We start from the raw sequence: 25951 nt of genomic DNA on the forward strand, positions 1-25951 counted from the left end.
GCTCGCCGGCATCGAGGTTCCCGCCAAGACCAAGATCCTCATCGCCGAGGTCACCTCTACCGACCCGGCCAAGGAGGAGTTCAGCCACGAGAAGCTCTCCCCCGTTCTCGCCATGTATCACGCGAAGAACTTCCAGGAGGCCGTGGACAAGGCCGAGCACCTCGTGCTCGCCGGCGGCCCGGGCCACACCGCCTCGCTCTACGTGCACCCCGCCGAGAAGGAGAAGATCGCGCTCTTCCAGGAGACCATGAAGGCCTGCCGTATCGTGATCAACACGCCTTCCAGCCAGGGCGGCATCGGTGACCTGTACAACTTCGCCATGGCGCCGTCGCTCACGCTGGGCTGCGGCTCCTGGGGTGGCAACTCCGTGTCCGAGAACGTAGGGGTGAAGCACTTGCTGAACATCAAGTCCGTGGCGGAGCGCCGCGAGAACATGCTGTGGTTCCGCGCTCCCGAGAAGGTCTACTTCAAGAAGGGCTGCACGCCCGTCGCGCTCGACGAGCTCGGCCGCGTCATGGGCAAGAAGCGCGCCTTCATCGTCACCGACCAGTTCCTGTACAAGAACGGCAACTGCAAGGCCATCGAGGCCAAGCTCGACGAGATGGGTGTCGCGCACGACGCGTTCTACGACATCCAGCCCGACCCGCGTCTGCAGGACGCCGAGCGCGGCGTTGAGCGCATGCGCCTGTTCGAGCCCGACCTGATCATCGCCGTGGGCGGCGGCTCCGCGATGGACGCCGGTAAGATCATGTGGCTCATGTACGAGCACCCCGAGGCGAACTTCGAGGATATGGCCATGGACTTCATGGACATCCGCAAGCGCGTCTACACCTTCCCCGAGATGGGCAAGAAGGCCTACTTCGTGGCCGTGCCGACCTCCTCTGGTACCGGCTCCGAGGTGACCCCGTTCGCCATCATCACCGACGCCGAGACCGGCATCAAGTGGCCGATCGCCGACTACGCGCTGCTGCCGAACATGGCCATTGTTGACGTTGACAACGCCATGACCGCGCCCAAGGGCCTCACCTGCGCTTCGGGCATCGACGTCATGACCCACGCCATCGAGTCCTTCGTCTCCATCATGTCCTCCGACTACACCAAGGGCCTCTCCATGCGCGCTGCCAAGCTCGTGTTCGAGAACCTGCCCGCGGCCTACGAGAAGGGTGCTGCCGACCCGCACGCTCGCGAGGAGATGCACAATGCCTCCTGCCTCGCCGGCATGGCCTTCGCGAACGCCTTCCTTGGCGTGAACCACTCCATGGCCCACAAGCTCGGTGCCTTCCATCACCTGCCCCACGGCCTGGCCAACGCCGTCATCCTCACTCGCGTGATGCGCTACAACGCCGCCGAGAAGCCGGTCAAGATGGGCACCTTCTCGCAGTATCAGTATCCGCACGCGCTCGCCGACTACGCCGACCTCGGCCGTTACTGCGGCTGCACCGGCAAGGACGACCGCGAGGTGTTCGAGAACTTCATCCAGAAGCTTGAGGACCTCATGGATACCATCGGCATCAAGAAGACCATTGCCGAGTACGGCGTGGACGAGAAGTACTTCCTCGAGACCCTCGACGAGATGAGCGAGCAGGCCTTCAACGACCAGTGCACCGGCGCCAACCCGCGCTACCCGCTCATCAGCGAGATCAAGGAGCTCTACCTCGACGCTTACTACGGCCGTGAGCCGCAGTCCTACGAGGCGTAAGCACTGATCGCTTCCTGAACGCATCTTCGTTCACCTAACGTTACGCGCCGTTCGCCGTCAAAGCGAGCGGCGCGTTTCGTATCTGGGTACCATTAAGTCAGGTTCACCCTAGTGAAAGGACGGTTGCGTAATGATTCTCCCTGAGACCAAGACTGAGCTTGTCCGTCGCGGCAACAAGGTCGTTTACGACCTGGGCGATAAGATCGCCAAGGTGTTCAACGAGACCAAGCCCGTCTCCGACGTGTTCAACGAGGCGCTGAACCTCGCCCGCATCAACGAATGCGGAATCCGCTCGCCGAAGGCACTCGAGGTCACCAAGCTCGAAGGCGATGAAGCCGGCTGGGCGCTCATCACCACCAAGGTTCCCGGCGTCACCCTCGCCGAGAAGATCGAGGCCGAGCCCCAGCGTTTTGGCGAGTACCTTGAGCAGTTCGTCGATCTGCAGATCGAGATTCACGGGTACACGTCTCCCCTCCTCAACCGCCAGGGTGACAAGTACGCCCGCATGATCAACTCGCTCGAGGCAATCAATGCGACCACACGCTACAACCTTCTCGAGCGCCTCGATGGCCTCAAGAAGGGCACCGCGGTGTGCCACGGCGATTTCAACCCCTCGAATGTGATCGTGAGCGAAGACGGCACGCTCTCGGTGTGCGACTGGGCACATGCCACCCAGGGCGCTCCCGCGGCAGACGTCGCCATGACCTATCTGCTCTTCTCGCTGACGAGCAAGGAGCAGGCGGAGGCTTACCTCGATACGTACTGCGAGCGCGCCGACATGGCCAAGCAGATCGTGCGTCAGTGGCTGCCCGTCATCGCCGCCTCCGAGCTCGCGCGCAAGCGCAAGGTTAACGAGGAGTTCCTGATGAGCTGGGTTGATGTGTTCGATTACCAGTAAGGCGTGAGCTCCCGACGGAAGCCCCGCTTCCCTCTTCGCTGGTCCTCGGAACACGGCTTTGCCGTGTTCCTGCGGAATCGCTCAGAGGGAAGCGGGGCTTCCTGCGTTTACGGCTGGCATCTCAGCGGATGGGGTCGTGGCGTTATTGGGCGGCATCGCTGCGCTCGCCGCGTGCAGTGGGGCTGGCGAGAGGGGGTCACTAAACCGGAAAACCGGCTGATCAAGCGCCAGCGAAGTAGCCTTTGAAGGCCCAGGCGGCAATGACGCCCTCGTGGCACTTAATGGCAGCGCCGTCTGAGTCGATCACGTTAGAAACTCCAAGATCAGAAAGGAGCGCGACGCGCTTGTGATCGAGGTTCCAGCGCATACCCCGCTCGGAGACGACCGCCTCCACTGAAAGGGGGATGAACGTGAATCGCTCATCGCGATGGCCGGCAAGTTCCCAGCAATCCCCCGTCTTGAGGATACGCTGCACAAACGCATCCTCCCAGACTTCAACGTAACCACTATATGCAGCGAGGCGGCCGAGCACTGCGAGGGCATGATCGGGCGCGCCACCCGACATGCATGTACACCGCAGGTTGGCATCGGGCCAGCGGCGGGCAACCTCGGCGAGGGCCAACCCCAGATCGGTATCGTCTTTATGGGGGTCGTAGCGCACCACATCGAAGCTGTGGGCAAGGTGCTCCCCCGCTACATCAACGGGAGCTTGGGAGGCATCCGACTCAACGGCGCCCTCGGCAGCTCGAACGAGCTCGGCGCCGGCAGGGCTCACCGAATCAGCGTCTCCGCAGAAAAGATCGCACCTTATACCCGCTGCAAGCAGGGCATCAAGCCCGCGGTCGATTGCAATGACGGCAGAGCAATCTTTCGCCGCACACCGCAGAGTATCGCCAGAAGAGGGTTCGGGAGATCCTCCCACGAGCAGGACACGGTGCGTCATGAGCGCCCTTCCGCATCAAGGGAGAGGCTGCCACCCACATGAGAGGAAACCGGGTATTCCGCGATGCGTTTCAGCGAAAGCTCCTTGAATGAATCAATTGCGATATCCGCAAGGGAGAACACCTCTTCACGCGTGCCGCGCCCAGCGGGGTCAAAGATGCCTACCGTGTTGTAGCCCGCACGGCCCGCGCTGCGCAAACCGAAGGGCGCATCCTCGAACACCCAGACATCGGAGCGGCTCACGTCGGCAAGGTTGCAGCGCTCGCAGGCGCGACGCAGGGCAAGATCGTACACATCGGGGTACTCCTTCGAGCGACCCGCCTCACCGGTGGTTGTTACCTCGGGGAAAAACCGATCAAGGCCGTTGGCAAAAAGCCCCAGACGGACCAGATGAGCCGGCGTCGAAGTGGCAATGGCAAGAGCGATGCCCGCCTCTGATGCCGATTCGAGAAAGTCCACCACGCCGGGAAGAACCACGATGTTCTGAGAATACTCCTGCTCAAGCATGTCGTTAAAGCGGTCGAGCACCTCTTTGCCGGAATTCCCAACGCCCCAGGTCTCGTGATATGCCGCGCACTCATCCTCGAAAGACAGATGCTCGAACCGGGCAAAATCATCGGGCGTGGTTTCGACGCCGTACGATGCAAGCAGCTTGGGTTGGCAGCTTAGCCACATGCCCATAGAGTCGAGCAGGGTGCCGTCGCAGTCGAACACGAACACCGGGGGATACACCATAGCTCGGGCCTTCCAATCTTCGCACGGGCGCGCGGCGCCCCAGCAGGTCACAAACGCCGCCATGGTACCACACCGAGCCCGTGGCAAGGTTAGGAGACTGCAAGCATCGGGGTATATTTCAGCCAACCGCACGCCTACGAAACAATAGCTACCGCCCCTCGGCTTACCGGGTAGACAGAGTTCCTCCGGTGGTATCCTAGACACGTCCAGGTTCCACTTGCCTCTGCTCGTGGAACAGAACCGATCGTTATGCTGAGGCACTCCGGAACCCGCGACAACTCTATCGATGGCGGTACGCCGCCCTGACGATTGGAAGTGCGCGTGAAGAAGAGCGAAGCGACCCCGAAGACGTCTGCCTCCGGCACTGCAACGTCGGCTGGTCAGGAACCGTGCCTCATCATCACCGAAAACGATAGGTATATGTTTGCCGCCGGCACCTGGCAGCGCAGCTGGGAGAAGCTCGGCGCCCACCCCGATGTCCAAGAGGGTGTGAATGGCTGGCATTTCGCCGTCTGGGCTCCCGACGTGAAATCCGTCCATGTGGTGGGCGACTTCAACGATTGGAACCCCACAGCGAACCCGCTCTCCCCGCTTGAATCGAGCGGCATCTGGCAGGGCTTCGTGGGCGGGCTCGTGGAGGGCGACCTCTACAAGTTCGTGATCGAGACGAACGACGGGCGCATGCTCTACAAGGCCGACCCGTATGGCTTCTACGCCGAAGATGTACCGGGCACCGCATCGCGCCTCATGGACCTCAAGGGGTACCAGTGGGGCGACGGCGCCTGGCTCGAAGAGCGCCGCGCGCACAACCACATGGAGCGCCCGCTCAACATTTACGAGGTTCATCTGGGCAGCTGGAAACGCCATGGCAACGAGCCGCAGGGCGACCCCGATGAGAACGGCAACTACCCCGGCCCCGGGGACCCCTTCCCCGCTCAGCGCGGCACCTACTACTCTTATGACGACCTCTCGGTCGAGCTCGTCGACTACGTGCGCGACATGGGCTACACCCATATCGAGGTCATGCCCGTCATGGAACACCCCTTCGATGGTTCCTGGGGCTACCAGCCCACGGGCTACTACGCGGCGACCGCGCGCTACGGCACGCCCAAGCAGTTCATGCATTTCGTCGACGCCTGCCATGAAGCCGGCATCGGGGTGATCCTCGACTGGGTGCCCGGTGGCTTCTGCGCCAACGACGAGGGCCTCGCCACCTTCAACGGCAAGATGCTCTTCGAGCGCGAGATTCACCCGAACTGGGGAACGCATAAGTTCGATTTTGGACGCGGCGAGGTACGCAGCTTCCTGGTCTCCAACGCCCTGTTCTGGCTCGAGAACTTCCATGCCGACGGCATCCGCATGGACGGCGTCTCGAGCATGCTTTACCTCAACTTCGGCGTGGACGACCCCGGCCAAAAGAAGTTCAACAAGTACGGCACCGAGGAAGACCTTGATGCATCGGCATTCATTCGCCAGGTCAACGCTGCCGTGGGCCGTGAATTCCCCGATGTCATGATGATCGCCGAGGAGTCGACCGCCTGGCCGCTCGTGACCTACCCGCCCGAGGAGGGCGGCCTGGGCTTCCACTACAAGTGGGACATGGGCTGGATGAACGACACCCTGCACTATATGCAGACCGATTTCCCCTGGCGCCCGGGCAACCATCGCATGCTCACCTTCTCGATGATGTACGCGTTCAACGAGAACTTCATCTTGCCGCTCTCGCACGACGAGGTTGTCAATGGCAAGTGCTCGCTCATCGGACGCATGCCGGGCGACTGGTGGCGCCAGTTCGCAGGACTCCGCACCCTCGCGTTCTACCAAGCCACGCACCCCGGCGCGCAGCTCTCGTTCATGGGCGACGAGATTGCCGAGTTCATCGAATGGCGCTACTACGAGTCCATCGAATGGTTCCTCACGGAACAGTTCGCCACGCACGCGCGGCACCAGCAGTTCATCAAGGCGCTTAACCACCTTTATAAGAACGAGCCCGCGTTCTGGGAGCGCTCCTACACCGACGACGGCTTCTCGTGGATCGACGCCGATAACTCCCAGCAATCCATCATCACCTTCGTGCGCCGCGGCGAAGATCCGGCGAACGACCTCGTCGTGGTAATCAACTTCGATCCGGCCTCCTACGAGCAGTTCCACCTTGGCGTGCCGAGCGAGGGCGAGTGGGAGGTCATCTTCAACTCCGACGATCCCGAGTACGGCGGAAGCGGCTACACCGATAACGAGTCCTATATGAGCGTCCCGTACCCGTGGAACGGCCGCGAAAACTCGCTCACCATCGCGCTTCCCGGGCTTTCCGGCCTCGTGCTCAAGCGCGTGGGACCGAGCACCTTCGTGCCGCCCGCGCCGAAGCGCCGCTTGACCGCCTACACCGAGGCGCCGATCACCGACCCAAGCGCCGCGCCCACCAAGAAGCCGGCACCCAAGCGCTCGGCAGCAGCCGCGAAGACCACTGTCTCAAAAGCCCCTACAGCCAAGAAGACCACGGCGAAATCGGCTACCAAGACTTCAACTGCCAAGGCTTCGGCCGCAAAATCTTCAACCGCGAAGACCACGGCCACGAAGACCGCTACAAAGACGACTAAATCGGCTTCCACCAAGAAGACGACCACGACGAAGACCACGGCCTCGTCTGCCAAGAAGAAGACGGCTACCGCCGCTTCAACGAACAAGACGGGAGCAAAGACCACCGCAAAGTCCACCGCTAAGAAGACCTCTACCCCAGGCTCCGCGAAGTAGGAGGCAGGGGATCCCAAAGGGGACATATCTGACCGCGTACCGCACGGTACAGCATTGGAAAGGAACGTATGAATACCGTTTTCGAAAGCAAAGAGGAGTTCATCGAGCTCTACGAGTCGTCGGTGATGTCGCTCTCGGGCAAGCCGTTCGAGGATACGAGCGACATCGATCGCTTCGACGCGCTCGTCAAGCTCATCGCCTCCAAATCGCGCGCCATCCAGACCGAGACCGAGGAGCGCGTGAAGGAAACCGGCCAAAAGCGCGTCTACTATTTCTCAATCGAGTTCCTGATCGGTCGCCTGCTCGATAACTACCTGCTGAACCTTGGCATCCGTGACCTTGTGAAGGACGGCCTGGCCGAGCTTGGGTGCGACCTCGACGCGCTCGAGGAGTACGAGCCCGATCCGGCGCTCGGCAATGGCGGCTTGGGCCGCCTCGCCGCCTGCTTCCTCGACTCCATGGCGCACGAGGGCATCGCGGGTTACGGCAACGGCATGCGCTATCGCTACGGCCTCTTCAAGCAGGAGATCGTGAACGGTGCCCAGCACGAGACCACCGACGAATGGCTCTCCCACGGCTACCCCTGGGAGGTGCGCCGCCCGGACAAGGCCGTCCGCATCGGCTTCGGCGGCCATGTCGAGCAGTATGAGCGCGACGGACGCATGTGCTTCCGCACCGTGGACACCGAGGACGTGCTCGCCGTGCCGTACGACATTCCCGTGGTCGGTTACGGCGGAAAGACGGTGAACAAGCTTCGCGTCTGGAGCGCCGAGCCCGTTGAGGAGGTCTTCGACCTGGAGGCCTTCAACCGCGGCGACTATGCCGACGCCGACCGTCATCGCGCCGAAGCTGAGGCCATCAGCGCCATCCTCTACCCCAACGACGCGGGCGAGCACGGACGGCTCCTGCGCCTTAAGCAGGAATACCTCTTCGTGTCGGCGGGCCTCTCGAGCGTGCTCGACACCTTCCGCAGCGAGCACGGCTCCGACTGGAAGCTCCTGCCCCAATACGTCGCGATCCACACCAACGATACCCACCCGGCCATGTGCGGCCCTGAGCTCATGCGCGTCCTCATCGACGAGGAGGGCCTCGAGTGGGACGAGGCGTGGGATATCACCACGAAAACCATCTCCTACACCAACCACACGATCCTGCCCGAGGCGCTCGAGAAGTGGCCCATCAGCACCTTCTCCAAACTGCTCCCGCGCCTCTACATGATCATCGAGGAGATCAGCCGCCGCTGGCGCGACGACTTCGACCGCTCCGCGCCCGACTGGCAGGATCGCCTGCGCCAGACCGCCGTGCTCTGGGACGGCCAGGTGCGCATGGCGTGCCTCTCGGTGATCTGCAGCCACTCGGTGAACGGCGTGGCCAAGATCCATACCGACATCCTGAAGCGCGACACTCTGAAAGACTTCTACGCGCTCACCCCCGAGAAGTTCAACAACAAGACGAACGGCATCGCGCACCGTCGCTTCCTCGCCGAAGCGAACCCGGCCTATGCCAAGCTCATCACCGAGGCCATCGGCACGGGCTGGCTCGATAACGCCGACGAGCTCGCCAAGCTCGTCGAATTCGAGAACGACCCCGCCTTCCTGGAGCAGGTGGGCCGCGCCAAGCACGACAACAAGGTGCGCCTGGCCAACTACGTCAAGCGCGAATGCGGCCTCGACATCGACCCCAACACCATCTTCGACGTGCAGGTAAAGCGCTTCCATGCCTACAAGCGCCAGCTCCTGAACATCTTCAAGGTGATGGACATCTACAACCGCCGCCTCGCCGACCCCAACTTCCGCGTGGCGCCCACAACCTTCATCTTCTCGGGCAAGGCCGCCTCGAGCTACGCCTTCGCCAAGGAGACGATCCGCCTCATCAACTCCGTGGCCGACGTCATCAACAACGACAGCCGCGTGAACGGCGTGATGAAGGTCTGCTTCATCCCCAACTTCCGCGTCTCCAACGCCCAGCTCATCTATCCCTCCGCCGAGATCTCCGAGCAGATCTCGACCGCCGGCATGGAGGCCTCGGGCACCTCGAACATGAAGCTCATGATGAACGGTGCCATCACACTCGGCACCATGGACGGCGCGAACATCGAGATCGTGAACCTCGCCGGCCGCGAGAACGAGAAGATCTTCGGCCTCACCGCGCCCGAGGTGGACGAGCTCCGCGCGAGCGGCATGCATTTCGCTTGGGACATGTACAACGGCGATCCCGACCGCTTGGGCCGCATCATAGACGAGCTCACCGACGACACCTTCGCCGGCCTCTCGGGCAGCTTCGAGAGCATTCGCCACGAGATCATGCTCAACAACGACGCCGACTTCGTGATGAAGGACTTCCATTCCTACGTCGAGGCTTGGGAAGAGCTCACCGCGAGCTACAGCGACCATGCAGCATGGAACAAGATGGCTCTTCACAACACCGCGTCCTCGGGCTGGTTCTCGAGCGACCGCACGATCCGCGAGTACCGCGACGAGATCTGGGGAGCGTGATGCCCGCAAACGTATAGGAGCCGACCGTGCCCTCCTCGCGGGCCTAAACGCGGGGCTGGAAAGGATTAGGACCATTTAGAAGGAGAACAGATGAGCAAAAAAGAATGCATCGCCATGCTCCTCGCTGGAGGACAGGGATCGAGGCTCGGGGCGCTCACATCGAAGATCGCGAAACCCGCGGTCTCATTCGGGGGGAAGTATCGCATCATCGACTTCACGCTGTCCAACTGCGCGAACTCCGGCATCGACACCGTCGGCGTGCTCACCCAGTATCGTCCCTATCAGCTTCATGCCTACCTCGGTTCCGGTGCTGCCTGGGACCTCGACGAGCTGGGCGCCGGCGTATCCATCCTGCCCCCGTATGCCACGCAGGAAGGTGGCGCGTGGTACGCGGGCACTGCCGATGCCGTGACGCAGAACCTCGACTACATCAAGTCTCACGACCCTGAGTACGTGATGATCCTTTCCGGCGACGCGCTCTATCGCATGGACTATCGCGCCATGCTCGATGCGCACATCGCCAACCAGGCCGACCTCACGATCGCGGTCATGCCCGTGCCCTGGGAGGAGGCCAGCCGCTTCGGCATCCTTACCGCCGACGAGGACGGCCGCATCACCAAGTTCACCGAGAAGCCCGAGAAGCCCGATTCGAACCTCGCGTCCATGGGCATCTACATCTTCACGGCGGACTACCTCATCAAGACCCTTGAGGACGACGCCACGGACCCGCGCTCGAGCCACGACTTCGGCGGCGACATCATCCCCGGCGCGCTGGCCGCGGGCAAGCGCCTGTTCGTCCACGAGTTCCATGGCTTCTGGCGCGACGTCGGCACCATCGCGAGCTACCACGAGACCTCGATGGACCTTCTTGGCCAGAACCCCGCATTTGACCTCTTCGACAACACGACGCCGGTCATGTCGAACGATACGACGCGCCCGCCGCACTACATCGGGCCCGACGGCCGCGTTGACGACTGCCTCATCTCTAACGGCTGCAAGGTCCTGGGCACCGCCCGCCACTCCATCATCTCCACCGACGCGGTCATTGAGGAGCGCGCCGTGGTCGAGGACTCCGTGCTTCTGCCCGGTGCCGTCGTGAAGTGCGGTGCCCATGTGAGCCGCGCCATCCTGGGAGAGAACGCCGTGGTCGAAGAGGGCGTGAAGCTCGGATCCGTCGATACAACGAAGGACACCGCCGTCGTTGGAAACGACGTGGTGATCGGGAAGGGGGAATGATCCGATGATCAACCATAAGGCCATCGGCTACATCACTGCCAACTACGCGAGCGAGGCCACGAGCGTGCTGCTCGACTCGCGCCCCATCGCGTCCATCCCGTTCATCGGGCGTTACCGCCTGATCGATTTCCCGCTCTCCAACATGGCGAACGCCGGCATCAAGACCGTCGGCCTCGTGATGCCCGGTAACTACCGCTCCATCATCGACCATGTGGGCCACGGCAAGGATTGGATGCTCGACCGCAAGAAGGGCGGCCTCTTCCCTGTTCCCGGCTCCCCCTTCGGCGGGACCAAGCGCGGCCGTCGCTTCCTGCTGCGCGACATCATCGCCAACAAGGAGCTCTTCACCCGCGCCCAGGAGCCCTATGTGGTCATGATGGGCTCGAACATCATCTTCAACCTCGAGCTCGACGAGATCATCGCCGCCCACGAGCGCTCCGGCGCGGGCATCACCATGGTCTACGTCAAGGCTGAGCGCAGCCAGACCGACTGCACCTCACTCATCATCGGCGATGCGGGCCGCGTGAGCCACGTGAAGCTCGGCTGCGAGTACGGTGACAACAAGTTCCTCGACTGCTTCGTCATCAACCGCGACCTCCTGCTGCAGATCATCGACCGCTACGCCACGTCGGACTACCTCGATGTCTTCGAGGCGACCGAGCCCGACTTCTCGCTCATCGATGTGTGCAGCTACGAGTTCAAGGGCCTCGCGATGGGCATCTTCGACGAGAAGACCTATTACGAGCGCAGCATGGAGCTGCTGAACCCCGTCGCGTCCGACCAGCTCTTCCGTCGCGACCGTCCGATTCTCACCAAGGCCCACGACGCGCCCCCGGCGAAGTACTCGACCGGCAGCAATGCCACGAACTCCCTCATCTCCGCCGGCTGCGAGATCATGGGCACCGTGCGCAACTCCATCTTGGCGCGCGGCGTCGTGGTCGAGAGCGGTGCCAGCGTCCAGGACAGCATCATCATGCAGTCCTGCGTCATCAAGAGCGGCGCACGCGTTGAGCGCGCCATCATCGATAAGGACAACACCGTGCCTTCGAACACCGTGGTGTGCGGCACGCCCGATGATATCCTCGTCGTTGGTAAAGGGCAGATGAACTAACCGACGACCCCCCGTGCATACGAGGTATCATTAGAACCGCCGCTCGGGCATCCCGGGCGGCGGTTTGCGAAACCCGGCATCGTGCCGGAACGCAGCAGCCCTTTTGGGCGAGAGTTGGGAGAATAGCATGTCAGATAAAAAGATGCAGGTGGTGTTCGCCTCTGCGGAGGCGGCCCCGTTCGTCAAGACCGGTGGCCTGGGCGATGTCGCGGGATCGCTGCCCCGCGCGCTCGTAGCCGCCGGCGCCGACGTGATCGTCATGGTGCCCAAATACGGCACCATCGCCTCCGAGTACACCGACCGCATGGAGCACGTCGCCGACTTCTACGTGAGCCTTGGTTGGCGTAACGAGTACTGCGGCTTGGAGCGCCTGGTCATCGACGGCGTCACGTACTTCTTCATCGATAACGAGCGCTACTTCAAGCGCGACTACCCCTATGGCTTCTTCGATGACGGCGAGCGCTTCGCCTTCTTCTCGAAGGCCGTTACCGAGAGTCTGCAGCACCTGCCCGAGGGCTTCCAGTGCGACGTGCTCCATTGCAACGACTGGCACACCGCCCTCGCACCGGTGTTCCTCCGCGAGTTCTACCAGGGCCTTCCGCTCTACGAGCGCGTGAAGACGGTCTTCTCGATTCATAACATCGCATTCCAGGGCCAGTACGCCGATACCATCTTGAACGACATCCTCGGCATGGCGCACATCCCCAACGCCGCGCGCCAGCTGCGCTGCGACGAGCGCTCGATCAACTACATGCAGGGCGCGCTCGATTACTCCGATGCCATCACCACGGTGAGCCCGAGCTACGCCTGGGAGATCCAGACGCCTGAGTACGGCGAGGGCCTCGACGGGATCCTGCGCCGTCGCTCGAACGTGCTTTCCGGCATTCTGAACGGCATCGATACCGACGCCTGGAACCCGGCGACCGACCCGATGATTCACGCCAACTACTCCGCGGCAGATATGTCGGGCAAGAAGGCCTGCAAGGCCGCTCTCCAGGAGGAGCTGGGGCTCGAGGTGCGCGACGACCGCCCGCTCATGGTCATGGTCACGCGCCTCACCCGCCAGAAGGGCATGGACCTCGTCACGTACGCGCTCGACCGCATCCTTTCCGGCGGCGTGCAGGTGGCCGTGCTCGGCACCGGCGATTACGAGGAGCCGATGCGCTACTTCGCCAATAAGTATCCGGGCACCTGCGCCGCGCGCATCACGTTCGACAACGCCCTCTCGCATCGCATGTATGCCGGCGCCGACATGTTCCTCATGCCGTCGCTCTTCGAGCCGTGCGGCCTCTCGCAGATGATCGCCATGCGCTACGGCACCCTGCCGGTGGTGCGTGAGACGGGCGGTCTGCGCGACACCGTGGCCCCCTACAACCAGTTCACCGGCGAGGGCACGGGCTTCACGTTCGCGAACTTCAACGGCGACGAGATGGGCGATGCCGTGTTCCGCGGGGCACGCCTGTACTGGGACGACCACGCAGCATGGGATCACCTTGTGCAAAACGCCATGGCAGCCGATTTTAGCTGGGTCCGCTCTGCCGATGAGTACATGAACCTCTACCACAACCTGCATCCCGAGATCGACATCACGAAGCCCGAGCCCGTGGTTCAAGAGTCTGCGCCCGCTGAGCCCGTGGCTGTTGAGGCAGAGCCCGCGGCACCGGCGCCGGAGCCGACGGCAACGAAGGTTGAGCCCGCACCGAAGGCTGAGCAAGCTGCCGAGCCCGCTGATGACGCCAAGGCAGAGGCTCCGGCAAAGGCCGAGGAGCCCGCACCGAAGGCAGAGCCTGCCACCGAGCCAGCCAAGAAGACGGCTGCGAAGAAGACCACCGCATCCAAGACCGCCGCGAAGAAACCGGCGGCGCGCAAGACGGCAGCAACGAAGTCGACCGCTACGAAGGCTGCCGAAAAGCCTGCCGCGACGGCAACGGCCACCAAGACGGCTGCATCCAAGGCTGCCGCCACCAAGACGGCTGCATCCAAGACCACGGAGGCCAAGGCCACGGCAACTAAGGCAACAGCCGCAAAGACCACGGCCAAGAAGCCGTCCACCGCATCGGCGTCCAAGACTGCCACCAAGTCGACCACCACGAAGGCCGCTCCCGCCAAGGCTGCAGCCACCAAGACGGCGGCGGATAAGCCCGCTACCGCAGCCGCAACGGCCCCGAAGGCCACTTCGGCCAAGACGGCCCCGAAGGCCGCCGCGGCGAAGACGGCACCAGCCAAGGCAAGCACCTCGAAGGCAGCCACCTCATCGGCAGCAAAGGCGACTGCAAAGCCCGCGGCCCCCAAGGCGACGGCAGCAAAAGCAGCGGCCCCGAAGGCCGCCGCGCAGGATTCCTCCGCCGCGACGCCAGCTGATAAGCCGGCCCCCAAGGCAAAGAGCGTTTCCGCAGCTAAGCGCACGACGCGCAAACGCTAGCGCGCTTCTGCAGCCTCTACAGGGAAGGCGGGCAGGCACCAAGGTGCTTGCCCGCCTTTTGCTTGCATAGAAAACCAGAGTACCCAGTGAATCCAGCGAATATACTACCAAGTGGCATGATAGCGCCTATAATTAAGAAGTTTGTTTGCTACTTGGACCGCCATCTCCTCCCCAAGAGAACAGCGATACAAGAGCTCGTCATGATCGGACTTCTATGAGACTCATTCACAACAGCCGCCTCTCGCAGTTCCGCTCCCCCTTCGGCGCCGTCGAGAAGGGGACGGATGTCACCCTCTCGGTGCTCGTCGAGGATGCCGAACCGCGCACCATCTCCATCGATCTGCGTGTCTGGATCGACGGGAAGGGCGAGACGATTATCCCCCTGCGCTATGAGGCCGACGGCATCTTCACCGTCACCCTGCCCTGCCCTGAGCCCGCACTCATGTGGTATCGCTTCAATGTGACGGCGACGTTCGAGGACTCAACCCGTACCCTCTACCTCGGTGCACCCGAGGGTCGCACGGGGGGCGAGGGCGCCACGTACACCTACCCTGAGTGCCCGTCATTCCAGCTTACCGTCTATAAGCACCGCGCCATCCGCCCCAGCTGGTACGAACGCGGCATGGTCTACCAGATCTTCCCCGACCGCTATCGCCGGGACGCTGCGTGGCGGGAACGCTGCGAGCGCGTGCTTGAACAACCCAAAGCGGGCATTCCGCGCCGTATCGTCGAAGACTGGGACGAACCTCCCTGCTATGAGCGCGCAGAAGACGGCTCCATCGCAAGCTGGGATTTCTATGGCGGCTCCTTAAAGGGCATCACCGCGGACCTTGACCGGCTCGCCGAGATGGGCTTTACCGCCATCTACCTCAATCCCATCTTCGAGGCGGCAAGCAACCATCGCTACGACACCGCCGACTACCTCAAGATCGACCCGATGCTCGGCACTGAGGAAGATTTCCGCGAACTCTGCGAAGAAGCCGGTACGCGCGGCATCTCAATCATCCTCGACGGTGTATTCAACCACACGGGCGATGATTCCGTCTATTTCAACCGCTATGGCAACTATCCCGAGCCGGGTGCCTGGCAGGGCGAGGGCTCGCGCTGGAAAGACGCATACCATCTCAACGAGGACGGAACCTATGCGAGCTGGTGGGGCATTGGCAACATGCCGGCGCTGAACCAAGATTCGCTCGCCGTTCGCAACCTCCTCCTTGGTGAAAACGGGGTCATCCGCCGCTGGACGCGCGCCGGCGCACGCGGCTGGCGCCTCGATGTGGCCGACGAGCTGCAAGAGTCGCTCATCTCGGATATCCGCCGCGTGCTCCTTGAGGAAAAGCCCGATGGAGTGCTTATCGGCGAGGTCTGGGAGGATGCCTCCAACAAGATCAGCTACGGCTATCCGCGCCACTACCTGCTTGGCAACGAGCTCGATTCGGCGATGAACTACCCGTTCCGGGACATGGTGCTCAACTTCCTGCTGGGCCATGCCGGCGTCGCAGACGCCGTCGAGGCCATCGAGAGCCTGCGCGAGAACTACCCCCGCGAGGCACTCGCGTGCTGCCTCAACCTCTTGGGCAGCCACGACCGCCCGCGCATTGCCTCGCTGCTCGGCGGCGGCCCCGACGAGAGCAAGCTCCCCGAGGAAGAGCGCGGCCGGTGGAGGCTCTCGCCCGAGTCCATGGGGCTCGCCAAGAGCCGCTTCTGGCTGGCAACGCTCATGCAGATGACCTTCCCCGGCGTTCCATCCATCTATTATGGCGATGAGTTCTGCCTCGAGGGGCTATCAGACCCCGGCAACCGCCGCACGATGCCGCTCGAGAAGGATATCCACGACCGCGACATGTTCGACATCATCCGCAACGCGTCTGCCGTGCGGCGCGCCCTTCCGTTCATGGTCAACGGGAGCATCGAGTCGTTCGTGCCCGAGGGCGCTGACGACGACATACTCGCCTACACGCGCCGGGGAGCTCAGGGTGAGGCCGCGACGGTGCTTATCAACCGGAGCTCGTGCGAGAGCCACACGGTGCGCGTTCCTTCCCTGGGTCCGTGCGCGACCGATATCATCTCGGGCGGCGAGCTTGCGCCTGCCGAGGATGGCATGGTTGAGTTTACGCTTTGGCCCTTCGGCTCGGCGGTGATCTATTTCCACGAAGAGGAGCGCCTGCAGCTTCCCATGGAGCCCGGTGCGGGCGTGCTCTGCCACGTGACTTCCCTACCCGATGAATCGGGCAAAAAGGGCTCCCTCGGCGACGTTGCCAAGCGCTTCATCGACCATCTGAAGGCCATGGGCATGCGCTACTGGCAGCTCTTGCCGGTCAACCCCACCGACTCCTTCGGGTCGCCGTATTCCGGCCCGTCGGCCTTCGCGGGCAACATCGCGCTGCTCCCCGAGACCGAAGACGAGCTACGGCGCGATTATCGCCGCTGGCGCATGACGGGCGGACCTAAGCTCGATATGGATTTCCGCGCGTTCAAGAAGCGCCATGCGAGCTGGCTCAAGCCCTATTGCGCCTTCATGGCGGTGAAAGCGTATTTCGATGACGCCCCGCGTAGCGATTGGCCGGCCGAGTTCGCACGCTACGACGAAGCCTTTCTTAAGGACGATCGCTTTGCCGCAGAGGCGGAGGCGCAGGCATACCTCCAATATCGCTTCGATACCGCATGGCGCGAGATCCTTTCCTACGCCCATCAACACGGCATCGGGGTGATCGGCGATATCCCCATGTACGTCTCGGATGATTCCGCCGACGTCTGGTGCGCGCCCGAGCTCTTCAACCTCGATCGCGACGGCCGCCCGACTGAGATTGCCGGCGCGCCGCCCGATGGCTTCGCTCCCGAGGGGCAGGTCTGGGGCAACCCGACGTACCGTTGGGGCCGCATGCGCGAGGCCGGCTACCGTTGGTGGCTCGACCGTCTCGCCCGCGCGTGCGACCTATACGACTATGTGCGCCTCGACCATTTCCTGGGATTCCATAACTACTACAGCATCCCCGCCGGCATGCCGGGTAGCGCCGGGAGGTGGCTGGCAGGCCCTGGCATCGACCTCTTCCGGGCCGCGCGCGACGAGCTGGGAGCGCTTCCCTTCATTGCGGAAGACCTCGGCATCCTCACGCCGGGCGTTCGCTCGCTCATGAGCACCTGCGGTTTCCCCGGCATGGATGTGCTCGAGTTCGCCGACTACGATGTGCGAAACGGGCTGCATCCGCACCCCGGCAAGGTGTTCTACACCTCCACGCACGACACGACGACGCTCGTGGGCCATTGCGCGAGCTCGCTCGTTGCGCCGGATGACGATAAGGCAGCGCGCGAACTCGGGGCACGGCTGGTCAAAGAGGCGCTCGAGAGCGATGCGCGCGTGGTCATGATGCCGTTGCAAGATGTTCTCGGCCTCGGTGACGAAGCGCGCATGAACGTACCCGGCGTCGCGAGCGGCAACTGGAGCTGGCAGGCGTGCGAGGAGGACGTTGCTCGGGCGATTGAGCCTACCGCCGCCCTCATGCGCGAGACGGGCCGCTTCGTATCGTGAGCCGAACAGCCGTCGCCCCATCTGTTGCTAGATGAGCGATTAGGGTACAGTACCGTTGTTTGTTTGAATGCAATCCTTTCGTTGGGAGAACTATGGCACGCTATGATTACCGTTGCACCGCATGCGGTGAAGTCTTTGAAGTTGAGCACGCGATGACCGAGCGCCCCGAGGTGAGCTGCCCGAAGTGCGGAGCGAAGGCCGAGAAGGTCTTCACCGCGAGCGGCATCAAGTTCGCAGGAAGCGGCTTCTACAACACCGATCAGCGCGGAGGGAGCTCCTCGACGGAAGCGACCTCTGGATCGAGCGACAGCAGCGCATCTACAGATTCCGGCGCTTCTGCCGGCTCGTCGCATTCCTGCGAGAACTGCCCGCACAAAGACGCGTAGGCGCACCAACCCAATACGACCTGCTACCTGCGCTGGCTCACGCGTTTGTGGGCCAGCGCTTTCTTTTGCAAATCCAAACGGGTCCAACGAGCCCGTGAGCGCGCCAGATGCCCCCTGCATGCGGAAATCGCTCACGTGCATCCGGCGTGGCCCGCATGCACGGCAACGCCGGGTCGTCTGCACGGCAACGCCGGGTCGCCTGCGCGGCCTCGCAAAAGCAGTTTCAACTTTTGGGCACTTCAGCGGCATACGAGAAAGTATCCCTCAGATGGCCGAAAGAAAACACCAGGTAGACGGCTTGCCTTTTCGCACGTTCGCGCTTGATACTCAGCAACCCCGCAATCAAGTGCCCAAAAGTTGAAAACTTGCTCCGCATGCTTCTCGCAAGAAGCATACAGGGCGCTGAGCAAAGCAATATGAAGCCCGCCCGGACGCTAAGCGGTTTTGCGACGGACAAGCCGGACGCAGAAATGGCCATCGAAGCTGTCGAGCGCGGGAACGGTTTGGAAGAGGCCACGATCGGTCTCCTGGGAGCGCACGTATGCGGCCGCATCAGCGAACTCAGGGCGCTCGAATATCGGAGCCTGCGAGACGGGCGCGAGCGCGAAGCCACGGCCAACCTCACTATTGAGAAAAGCGTCGACCACCGCCGCGTTTTCCTGCTGGAGCACCGAGCAGGTCGCGTAGATAAGCTGCCCGCCAGGACGCACGCGCCGCGCCGCCTCGGTAAGCAGGGCAAGCTGCAAGCCGGGCATGTCGCGATCGATATCTTCAGGCAGAAGGCGCCAGGGAATCTCGGGGTGTCGACGCATGGTGCCCGTGCCGGTGCAGGGCGCGTCTACAAGCACGCTATCGAAGAGGTGCCGCTCCCCTGCCCGACGATCAGTTTCGGAAAGGGCGCGATCAAGGTCGCAACCGTCACCGGTGACGAAGCAGACGCCCTCGATGAGCCCAGCGCGCTCGAGGCGACGACGATTCAGGCGATTCTTCTTCTTTGAAAGCTCAACCGCAACAGCCGAGCGCCTCATGCCGCAGCGAGTCGCTTGCGCCGCCATGACGAAGCTCTTGGTACCGCGGCCCGCGCCAACCTCGAGGCAGTCGCCCGGCATCGTGGCAGCCGTCGCCACCACCTGGGCGTTCAGGTCGCAGACCGCAACGGCAGAACGCTTGAGCAGATCGGTATGCATAAGCTCTGAGCTGGCGACCGGCGCGATGCAGCCGGGTAGCTCGGGAACATCAGAAGCACCGACGCGCAGGCCAGCAAGGACGTCTTCTGCCGTAGCATCATGAGGGTTGAGGTGCACCGCTACGGGAGCCGGCTCAAGCTCGCAGCCAAAGAGCAGGCGAGCTCGCTCGAAACCAAGCGAGGAAATGACCTCCCCCGCAAGCCATGCCGGCAGGCCCGCCGAGCGTGCAGCCGAGACCGTGTCGCGCTCGGATCCCGCCGGAACATCCTCGGCGGCCAGATACACCCCGCGGTCGGCAACGATGCGCCGGAGCACGGCGTTCGCGAAGCCCGCAGCGCTCTTCGCGCGGGTGCGCACGAGCTCCACACCCTGACTCACCGCCGCCCGGGGCTCAGTGCCCAGATAGACGATCTCGAACGCCGCGATGCGAAGCGCCTCGCGAATGCGGGCGTTCATACGGCCGGGCTTCTCACAGTAGGTATCGATAAGCTCGTCGAGGCAGCCATAGGTTGCCACCACACCGAGCACAAGGCGGGTCGCAAGGCCGGCGTCTCGGCGGCTCAGCTCACGCAACTCCGGCGAGGCGTCGAGGCCGTCGCGGGCATAGGCTCCGCTTTCCTCAAGATCGAGCAGGATATCGAGGGCAACCCGGCGCGCGGGTGAAAGTTCCGTCACGAGAGCGTCTCCCAACTGCCCTCGCGCTCGCGCTGCCCCGCAGCCCATGAAGCAGCGTCCATTGCACGCTTTCCGTCGGGCTTGAGCTCAAGGACCTCGATGATTCCATCCGAACAGCCCATGTACAGCCGCTTGTCGTGGATTGCGAATGCTCCGGCATCAAGGTTCGAGATGGAAGAGGGTGCGGGCGCTTCTTGCGCCAAGACGATTCGAGCCGCCTTGCCTGCAACGACGCAGCGAGCAGGCGCCGCATCCGAGGAAGCGAGCACACGGCGCACGTTATCGCACGCGCTCGCCGCGGGGTCAAGGCGCATCTCTGCCTTGGAAATCTTTGCCGCGTGGGTGACGAGCGACTCATCCTGCACGGTCCAGGGCGCGGTGCCGTCAACGATCGAGGGAAGCATCTTAACGAGCAGGTCGCCGCCGAGCTGGCCGAGCTCCGCGGTAAGCTCGTCCGCGGTCTTGCCCGGAACGCTGCACGAAGCCTGTGCGCAGTAGTCGCCCGTATCGACCCCCTGGCCGATGCGCATGATGGATACGCCCGTTTCGGCATCGCCGGCAAGAATGCAGCGCTGGATGGGAGCCGCGCCGCGCCAACGGGGTAGAAGCGACGCGTGCACGTTCACGCACCCGGCAGGAGCCATGGTGAGGACCTCGTTGGGCAGGATGCACCCGTAAGCCGCCACGCAGAACACATCGGCTTGAGCGGCACGCAGAGCCTCGAGCGCCTCAGGGGTCATGCGCGCGGTCTCGAGCACGGGAAGACCGAGCTCGAGCGCCGCCTCCTTAACGGGAGAGGGTTCGAGCTTCTTGCCACGTGAGCGAACCGCATCGGGCCGCGTGACCACGAGGGCAACATCGAAGGCGGCATCGAGCGCCCTGAGCGAGGGCACAGCGAAAGCCGGCGTTCCCATGAATACGACACGCATGAGGGCTCCTTTCTCGGCAACCTCCGATTCCGTTTGCCCAGCGTTCGGGCAGTCCTCGCCGCCTCAGCCATGCTGAGGCGGCTGCGGAACTCACGACGGGCAAACGGAATCGGAGGGGGCTCGAAACTCGCGCAGGAAAAAAAGAGGGTGCTTACTCCGTTTCGCCGGGCTTGGCTCCGCGGCGCAGCGCCTCCTGGTACTCGCGCATGGCATGCATGCGCTGGGCAGGCTCGAGTCGCTCGAACATGGTGATACCGTGCAGGTGGTCGATTTCGTGCTGCAGGCACACGCAGAACACGCCGCCCTCGGCCTCGTAGCGCATAAGGTTCGCATCGAGGTCGTACGCTTCCACCACCACGCGGTCGGGACGCTTGATCTCGCAACTCACACCCGGGATGGAAAGGCATCCCTCCGAGAAGGGGACGAGGTGGTCAGACTGCTCGACGATAACGGGATTGATGAGAACGATCGGATCGTAATCGTCAGCCGACTCGTAGTCCGTGTCGATGACCACCAGCTGCACGAGCTCGCCAATTTGCGGGGCGGCAAGGCCGACTCCGGCATTTTCGAACATCTCGCGCTTCATACGCTCGGCGAGCGCCTCGATTTCGGGCGTTATCTCTTCGATGGGCTTGCACTCCTGCCGCAAGCGCGGGTCGGGAGAAAGCACGATTCCGTTCACTTCCATGGCAACCTTCCCTATGTCGGCGCGCCGCCTGCGCGCGGTACTCTCAAACGCTAACCACTGTACCCCCACGCGCCGCGCGCGAACCCGCCGCCCGCAGCGCTTCACGATAAAACCCGCAGGCACGGGGTAAGACAAAGAGCCGCCCCTTTGCCTCACATGAGGTCGTAAGGGTCGACGTCGACGGAGATGCTGATGCCGCGCTCCTCGCCCACGCGGGCCAGCGCCTCGGCGATAGCAGACGAGACATCGTAGTCGAGCGGGGCCTTGACGAGGAAATGGAAACGATACCGGTCCTTCGCCCGCTCGATGACACAGCTCGCGGGTCCGAGCACTACCGGAAGGCCGCTCACCGCCAGACCGCTGCCCCTGCCCGCAGATGCCGGCGCCCTGAGCTTGAGCACGCGCCGCACCTCCGTGGCAAAGCGATTGGCAAAGGAACGCGTGCGCTCCTCCGAGCGGCCGCGGCACACGACGTTCACCAGGCGCACGTAGGGCGGGTACTGGGCATCAAGGCGCATGGCAAGGTCGTGGCTGAGGAAGACCGAGCGGTCATGCGACGCCACGGCACGGATGACGGGGTCGTGCGGCAGATAGGTCTGGATGATGACCTCACCCGGACGCTCGCCGCGCCCCGCTCGACCGGCCACCTGCTCGAGTAGGTCGTAGGCGCGCTCGCTCGCACGGAAATCGGGCATCTTGAGCGCGTAGTCGGCATTGATGACGCCCACGAGCGTGACCTCGGGGAAATCGAGGCCCTTCGCGATCATCTGCGTTCCCAGCAGCACGGCGCACTCAGCCGCATCGAATTCCTCGAGGAGCCGGGCGTGGCCATCCTTGCCGCGCGTGGAGTCGGCATCCATGCGAATCACGGCAACATCGCTCGGAAGCAGTTGCCTGAGGGCATCTTCTACCTGCTGCGTCCCCAACCCCATCTTAGCGAGATACGGGCTCCCGCACTGCGGGCAACGCGAACCCGGCGCCGGATACGGCCGCACGCGATAGACCGACCCGCACGTATGGCATTCAAGGGTATGCGTACGCTCATGGTAGGTGAGCGCCGTCGAGCAATGCTTGCATGTGGGAACGCATCCGCATTCCCGGCACATGAGGAACGGAGCGAAGCCGCGACGGTTATGGAGGAGCACCGCCTTCTCACGGCGCTCGACGATTCCCATGAGCGCATCGTGAAGCGGGCGGGAGAATATCGATCGGCTTCCGCCGGAGAACTCGCGCCTCAAATCTGCCACGACGATGCGCGGAAGCACCGCCCCGCCGGGACGCTCAGGCATCTCGACTCGAGTCCACGCCTGGCCGCGATGAGCCCCCCGGCGGCAGCGCTCGAGCGCCTCAGACGAGGGCGTGGCGGATCCCAAGACGAGCGGGCAGCCATAGCGCCGCGCCATCTCGGCCGCAACATCGCGCGCATGGTAGCGCGGGCTCGAGCCCTGCTTATAGCTCTGCTCGTGCTCCTCGTCGATGATGATGATGCCGAGCTCCCGGTACGGGCAGAACAACGCCGAGCGCGCGCCCACAACAACGCGCGCCGCCCCGCTTCGTACCATATCCCATTGGTCGAGCCGCTCCCCGTCAGAAAGGCGCGAGTGGAACACGGCAACCGCGTCCCCGAAACGCGACCTGAAACGGCCGACCGTCTGCGCGGTGAGCGAGATCTCGGGCACGAGCACGCACGCGGACTTTCCCGCCGCGAGCACGGGCTCGATGGCGGAGAGGTAGACCTCCGTCTTGCCCGAACCAGTCACCCCATCGATGACCACCACATCGCCGGCCTCGGCCTTCCGCGCGCGCTCGATGGCGGCAAGCGCGACGCGCTGGCCTTCCGTCAAGCTTTCCGGAACCTGCGCGCGCGCAGACGAGAGACGGTGCTCCTCAGACGGCACGCCGCGCCAGGCACGACGTTCCTCGATGGCAACGATGCCCTTCTTCTCAAGCGTTCTTATCGTCGCCGACATGCTGGAATAGAGGAAGTTGAGCTCGCGCGTGGTCACCGGCCCGCAGGACAGGGCATCCATGAGCTGGCGCTGGCGATGCGCGTTGACGGCGGGCCTATAGCCGCGGCCTTCATCGGTAAGGGTCACCCACCGCTCGTGCACCTCCTTCGTCTTGGGACGCTCCACCTCGTAGCTGCCGTCCTCGAGCTTGCGCACGCGCGGCGTTGCCTTGGGAGGCAAGAATAGGCGGAGGCACTCAGCGACCGAGGCAACGTATTCGCGCGACATCCAGAAGGCGAGCTGCGCAGATACCGGACCGAAAGCGCGCTCGGCGAGCACGGAGCGCACAGGCAGCACGCGCTCGGGCGCAAGGCCCGCCGCTCCCGGCAGCTCAGCCAGCTCGGAGGCGCGCATAACGACGTAGCCGGCAACCATGCGGCGATGGAACGAGACGAGCACGATGGCGCCCGGCACCGCCTCATCATCAAACGATGCGGGAGCCGCATAGGCGAAGGGATCAGACAGCGCACGCGAGGGAACGTCGACCACCACGGAGACGTAGCCGCACACGGGCTCCGAACCCTGTGCAAGCCGGCGCTCGCCCGAAGCCGTCACGGTATCGGGAACGAGGCCGGCCGCGGCGCGCGTTCGGCCTGCGCCCCAGGAGGACACGATGCCATCCGGCGCTACAGCCCCCTCCGAAGAGGCGTCCGGGGTAGCGTCAGCCGGGCGAAGCGGCTCCATGCCATCAGGAGAGCACGCTCCCCCGTCGCCCTCTTCCCCTACCAAATCCCACAGCGAAAGCTGCTCAGCCATGCACATCAAATCCCGCGAATGGATGATCGTTGTCTAGAGGCCGCACGCGGCGCGCAGCTCGTCCACGCGGTCCGTATGCTCCCATGTAAAGTCCTCGTCGTCACGACCGAAGTGCCCATAGGCCGCCGTCTTCTCGTAGATGGGACGGCGCAGGTCGAGATCGCGGATGATGGCACCGGGGCGAAGATCGAACACCTCTTCCACAGCGCGCTCGATCGCATCTTCGGCAACGACAGACGTCCCGAACGTGTCGACCATGATGGAGAGCGGGCGCGCCACGCCGATGGCGTAGGCAAGCTGAACCTCGCAACGGCGGGCAAGGCCGGCGGCGACCACGTTCTTGGCCACCCAGCGCGCGGCGTAGGCGGCGGAACGATCGACCTTCGTGCAGTCCTTGCCCGAGAAGGCGCCACCGCCGTGGCGACCCGTGCCGCCGTAGGTGTCGACGATGATCTTGCGACCGGTAAGGCCGGTGTCGCCCATGGGACCGCCCACCACGAAGCGGCCGGTGGGGTTCACATAGACCCGGGCGCCGCCCCAAGGGATGCCCGCCCCATCGAGCACGGGCGCGATGACGTGCTTCAGCATATCCTCTTTGATAACGCCCATGTCCTCGACCTCGGGGGCATGCTGCGTAGAGATCACGACCGTCTCCACCGAGACGGGACGGTCGTCCTCATAGCGCACGGTCACCTGGGTCTTGCCGTCCGGGCGAAGGTACGGGAGCGTGCCGTCGTGGCGAACTGCCGCCAGGCGCTCTGCCAAGCGGCTCGCCAGATAGTGCGGCATAGGCATGAAGGCAGAGGTCTCGTCGGTGGCGTACCCGAACATCATGCCCTGGTCGCCAGCGCCGATAAGGTCGAGCGGGTCGGTTGTGGTGCCGGCCTGCACATCAAAGCTCTCGTCCACACCCTGCGCGATATCCGAGCTTTGGCCGTGGATCATGTTGATGACGCCGCATGCATGGCCGTCGAAGCCGTACTCCGCCCGGTCGTAACCGATGCGGCAGATGACGTCACGCGCGATCTGCTGCACGTCGACATAGGCCTGGGTGCGAATCTCGCCCGAGATGACGACCATACCGGTGGTGAGAAGCGTCTCGGCAGCGCATCGCACGTTTTCGAGCTTGGCGGGAACGCCGTCCGTATCCACGTAGCCCATGGCTTCGAGGCGCGCCTCCTTGTCGAGGATGGCGTCGAGCACTGCATCCGAGATCTGGTCGGCAATCTTATCGGGATGGCCCTCCGTCACGGACTCAGAGGTAAAGAGGTAGCTGCGCGGCGTGGATTCGCACGCCGAGGCGCAGGTGGGTGAGGTGGAACGAATCTGATCTGGCATATGAGCCCCTTTCGTATGACGTCCGGGGACCGTTACCATTCCCCCGGGCTATTCGGCTACGTGATTGTACCGCGCCGCGCGGACACGCATGCGCCCGCGCACAAGCGCCACATCTATTATTGCCGCCATCGCCGCTGCGGGCTTCAGTGAGACAACGGTGCCGGG

At 63.6% G+C, this 25951-nt stretch carries 16 protein-coding genes; 9 read left to right on the top strand and 7 right to left on the bottom strand.

The features are described 5' to 3' along the window. Together AC1VS5_RS05375 and AC1VS5_RS05380 are read left to right on the top strand one after the other, a co-directional pair. Window positions 1–1699: iron-containing alcohol dehydrogenase (locus tag AC1VS5_RS05375; protein ID WP_481217943.1), on the top strand; the 1699-nt coding region annotated here is incomplete at its 5' end. Window positions 1700–1829: 130 nt separating this feature from the next. Beyond that, window positions 1830–2597: a phosphotransferase family protein gene (locus AC1VS5_RS05380; RefSeq protein ID WP_022348742.1), complete on the top strand. Its 768-nt coding sequence runs from the start codon at window positions 1830–1832 to the stop codon at window positions 2595–2597. A gap of 220 nt (window positions 2598–2817) precedes the next feature. On the opposite strand, the gene AC1VS5_RS05385 is transcribed toward AC1VS5_RS05380, so the two are convergent. Both AC1VS5_RS05385 and AC1VS5_RS05390 read right to left on the bottom strand, forming a co-directional pair. Next, window positions 2818–3540: a thiamine pyrophosphokinase gene (locus AC1VS5_RS05385; RefSeq protein ID WP_481217944.1), complete on the bottom strand. Its 723-nt coding sequence runs from the start codon at window positions 3538–3540 to the stop codon at window positions 2818–2820. Further along, entirely contained in the window at window positions 3537–4274 is a 738-nt protein-coding gene (locus tag AC1VS5_RS05390) for an HAD family hydrolase (RefSeq protein ID WP_481217945.1), read from the bottom strand. The genes AC1VS5_RS05385 and AC1VS5_RS05390 overlap by 4 nt, the downstream gene beginning before the upstream one ends. Before the next feature lie 420 nt (window positions 4275–4694). Between AC1VS5_RS05390 and glgB the strand changes: the two genes are divergently transcribed. The 7 genes from glgB to AC1VS5_RS05425 all read left to right on the top strand — a co-directional run bounded on the left by glgB (window position 4695) and on the right by AC1VS5_RS05425 (window position 18204). Beyond that, window positions 4695–7025 carry a 1,4-alpha-glucan branching protein GlgB gene (gene glgB / locus AC1VS5_RS05395; protein WP_481217958.1) on the top strand — a complete coding sequence of 777 codons (2331 nt, stop codon included), beginning with the start codon at window positions 4695–4697 and terminating at the stop codon, window positions 7023–7025. Window positions 7026–7093: 68 nt separating this feature from the next. After that, window positions 7094–9520 (top strand): glycogen/starch/alpha-glucan phosphorylase, encoded by a 2427-nt coding sequence (locus tag AC1VS5_RS05400; protein WP_481217946.1) that lies wholly within the window; start codon window positions 7094–7096, stop codon window positions 9518–9520. Window positions 9521–9610: 90 nt separating this feature from the next. Continuing rightward, the gene (locus AC1VS5_RS05405; RefSeq protein ID WP_022348747.1) at window positions 9611–10756 is read left to right on the top strand and encodes a glucose-1-phosphate adenylyltransferase; all 1146 of its coding nucleotides are present in this window, start codon (window positions 9611–9613) and stop codon (window positions 10754–10756) included. 4 nt (window positions 10757–10760) lie between these two features. Next, the gene (glgD, locus tag AC1VS5_RS05410) at window positions 10761–11867 is read left to right on the top strand and encodes a glucose-1-phosphate adenylyltransferase subunit GlgD (RefSeq protein ID WP_481217947.1); all 1107 of its coding nucleotides are present in this window, start codon (window positions 10761–10763) and stop codon (window positions 11865–11867) included. Window positions 11868–11994: 127 nt separating this feature from the next. Then, entirely contained in the window at window positions 11995–14289 is a 2295-nt protein-coding gene (gene glgA / locus AC1VS5_RS05415; protein WP_481217948.1) for a glycogen synthase GlgA, read from the top strand. 214 nt (window positions 14290–14503) lie between these two features. Continuing rightward, window positions 14504–17818, top strand: coding sequence for a 4-alpha-glucanotransferase (locus AC1VS5_RS05420; protein ID WP_481217949.1), 3315 nt, complete (start codon window positions 14504–14506; stop codon window positions 17816–17818). 92 nt (window positions 17819–17910) lie between these two features. Further along, window positions 17911–18204, top strand: a complete 294-nt coding sequence (locus AC1VS5_RS05425; protein WP_019128496.1) for an FmdB family zinc ribbon protein — start codon at window positions 17911–17913, stop codon at window positions 18202–18204. Window positions 18205–18638: 434 nt separating this feature from the next. On the opposite strand, the gene AC1VS5_RS05430 is transcribed toward AC1VS5_RS05425, so the two are convergent. From AC1VS5_RS05430 to metK, 5 genes are all read right to left on the bottom strand, one after another. Then, window positions 18639–20066 (bottom strand): RsmB/NOP family class I SAM-dependent RNA methyltransferase, encoded by a 1428-nt coding sequence (locus AC1VS5_RS05430; RefSeq protein WP_481217950.1) that lies wholly within the window; start codon window positions 20064–20066, stop codon window positions 18639–18641. Then, window positions 20063–20995: a methionyl-tRNA formyltransferase gene (gene fmt, locus AC1VS5_RS05435; RefSeq protein WP_481217951.1), complete on the bottom strand. Its 933-nt coding sequence runs from the start codon at window positions 20993–20995 to the stop codon at window positions 20063–20065. Before fmt ends, AC1VS5_RS05430 begins: the two co-directional genes overlap by 4 nt. A 151-nt stretch (window positions 20996–21146) precedes the next feature. Next, window positions 21147–21683: a peptide deformylase gene (gene def / locus AC1VS5_RS05440; RefSeq protein ID WP_087185985.1), complete on the bottom strand. Its 537-nt coding sequence runs from the start codon at window positions 21681–21683 to the stop codon at window positions 21147–21149. A 152-nt stretch (window positions 21684–21835) separates the two neighbouring features. After that, entirely contained in the window at window positions 21836–24448 is a 2613-nt protein-coding gene (priA, locus tag AC1VS5_RS05445) for a replication restart helicase PriA (RefSeq protein WP_481217952.1), read from the bottom strand. A 33-nt stretch (window positions 24449–24481) separates the two neighbouring features. After that, entirely contained in the window at window positions 24482–25786 is a 1305-nt protein-coding gene (gene metK, locus AC1VS5_RS05450) for a methionine adenosyltransferase (protein ID WP_481217953.1), read from the bottom strand. Window positions 25787–25951 lie beyond the last annotated feature (165 nt).

The sequence above is a fragment of the Enorma sp. genome (assembly GCF_982429025.1).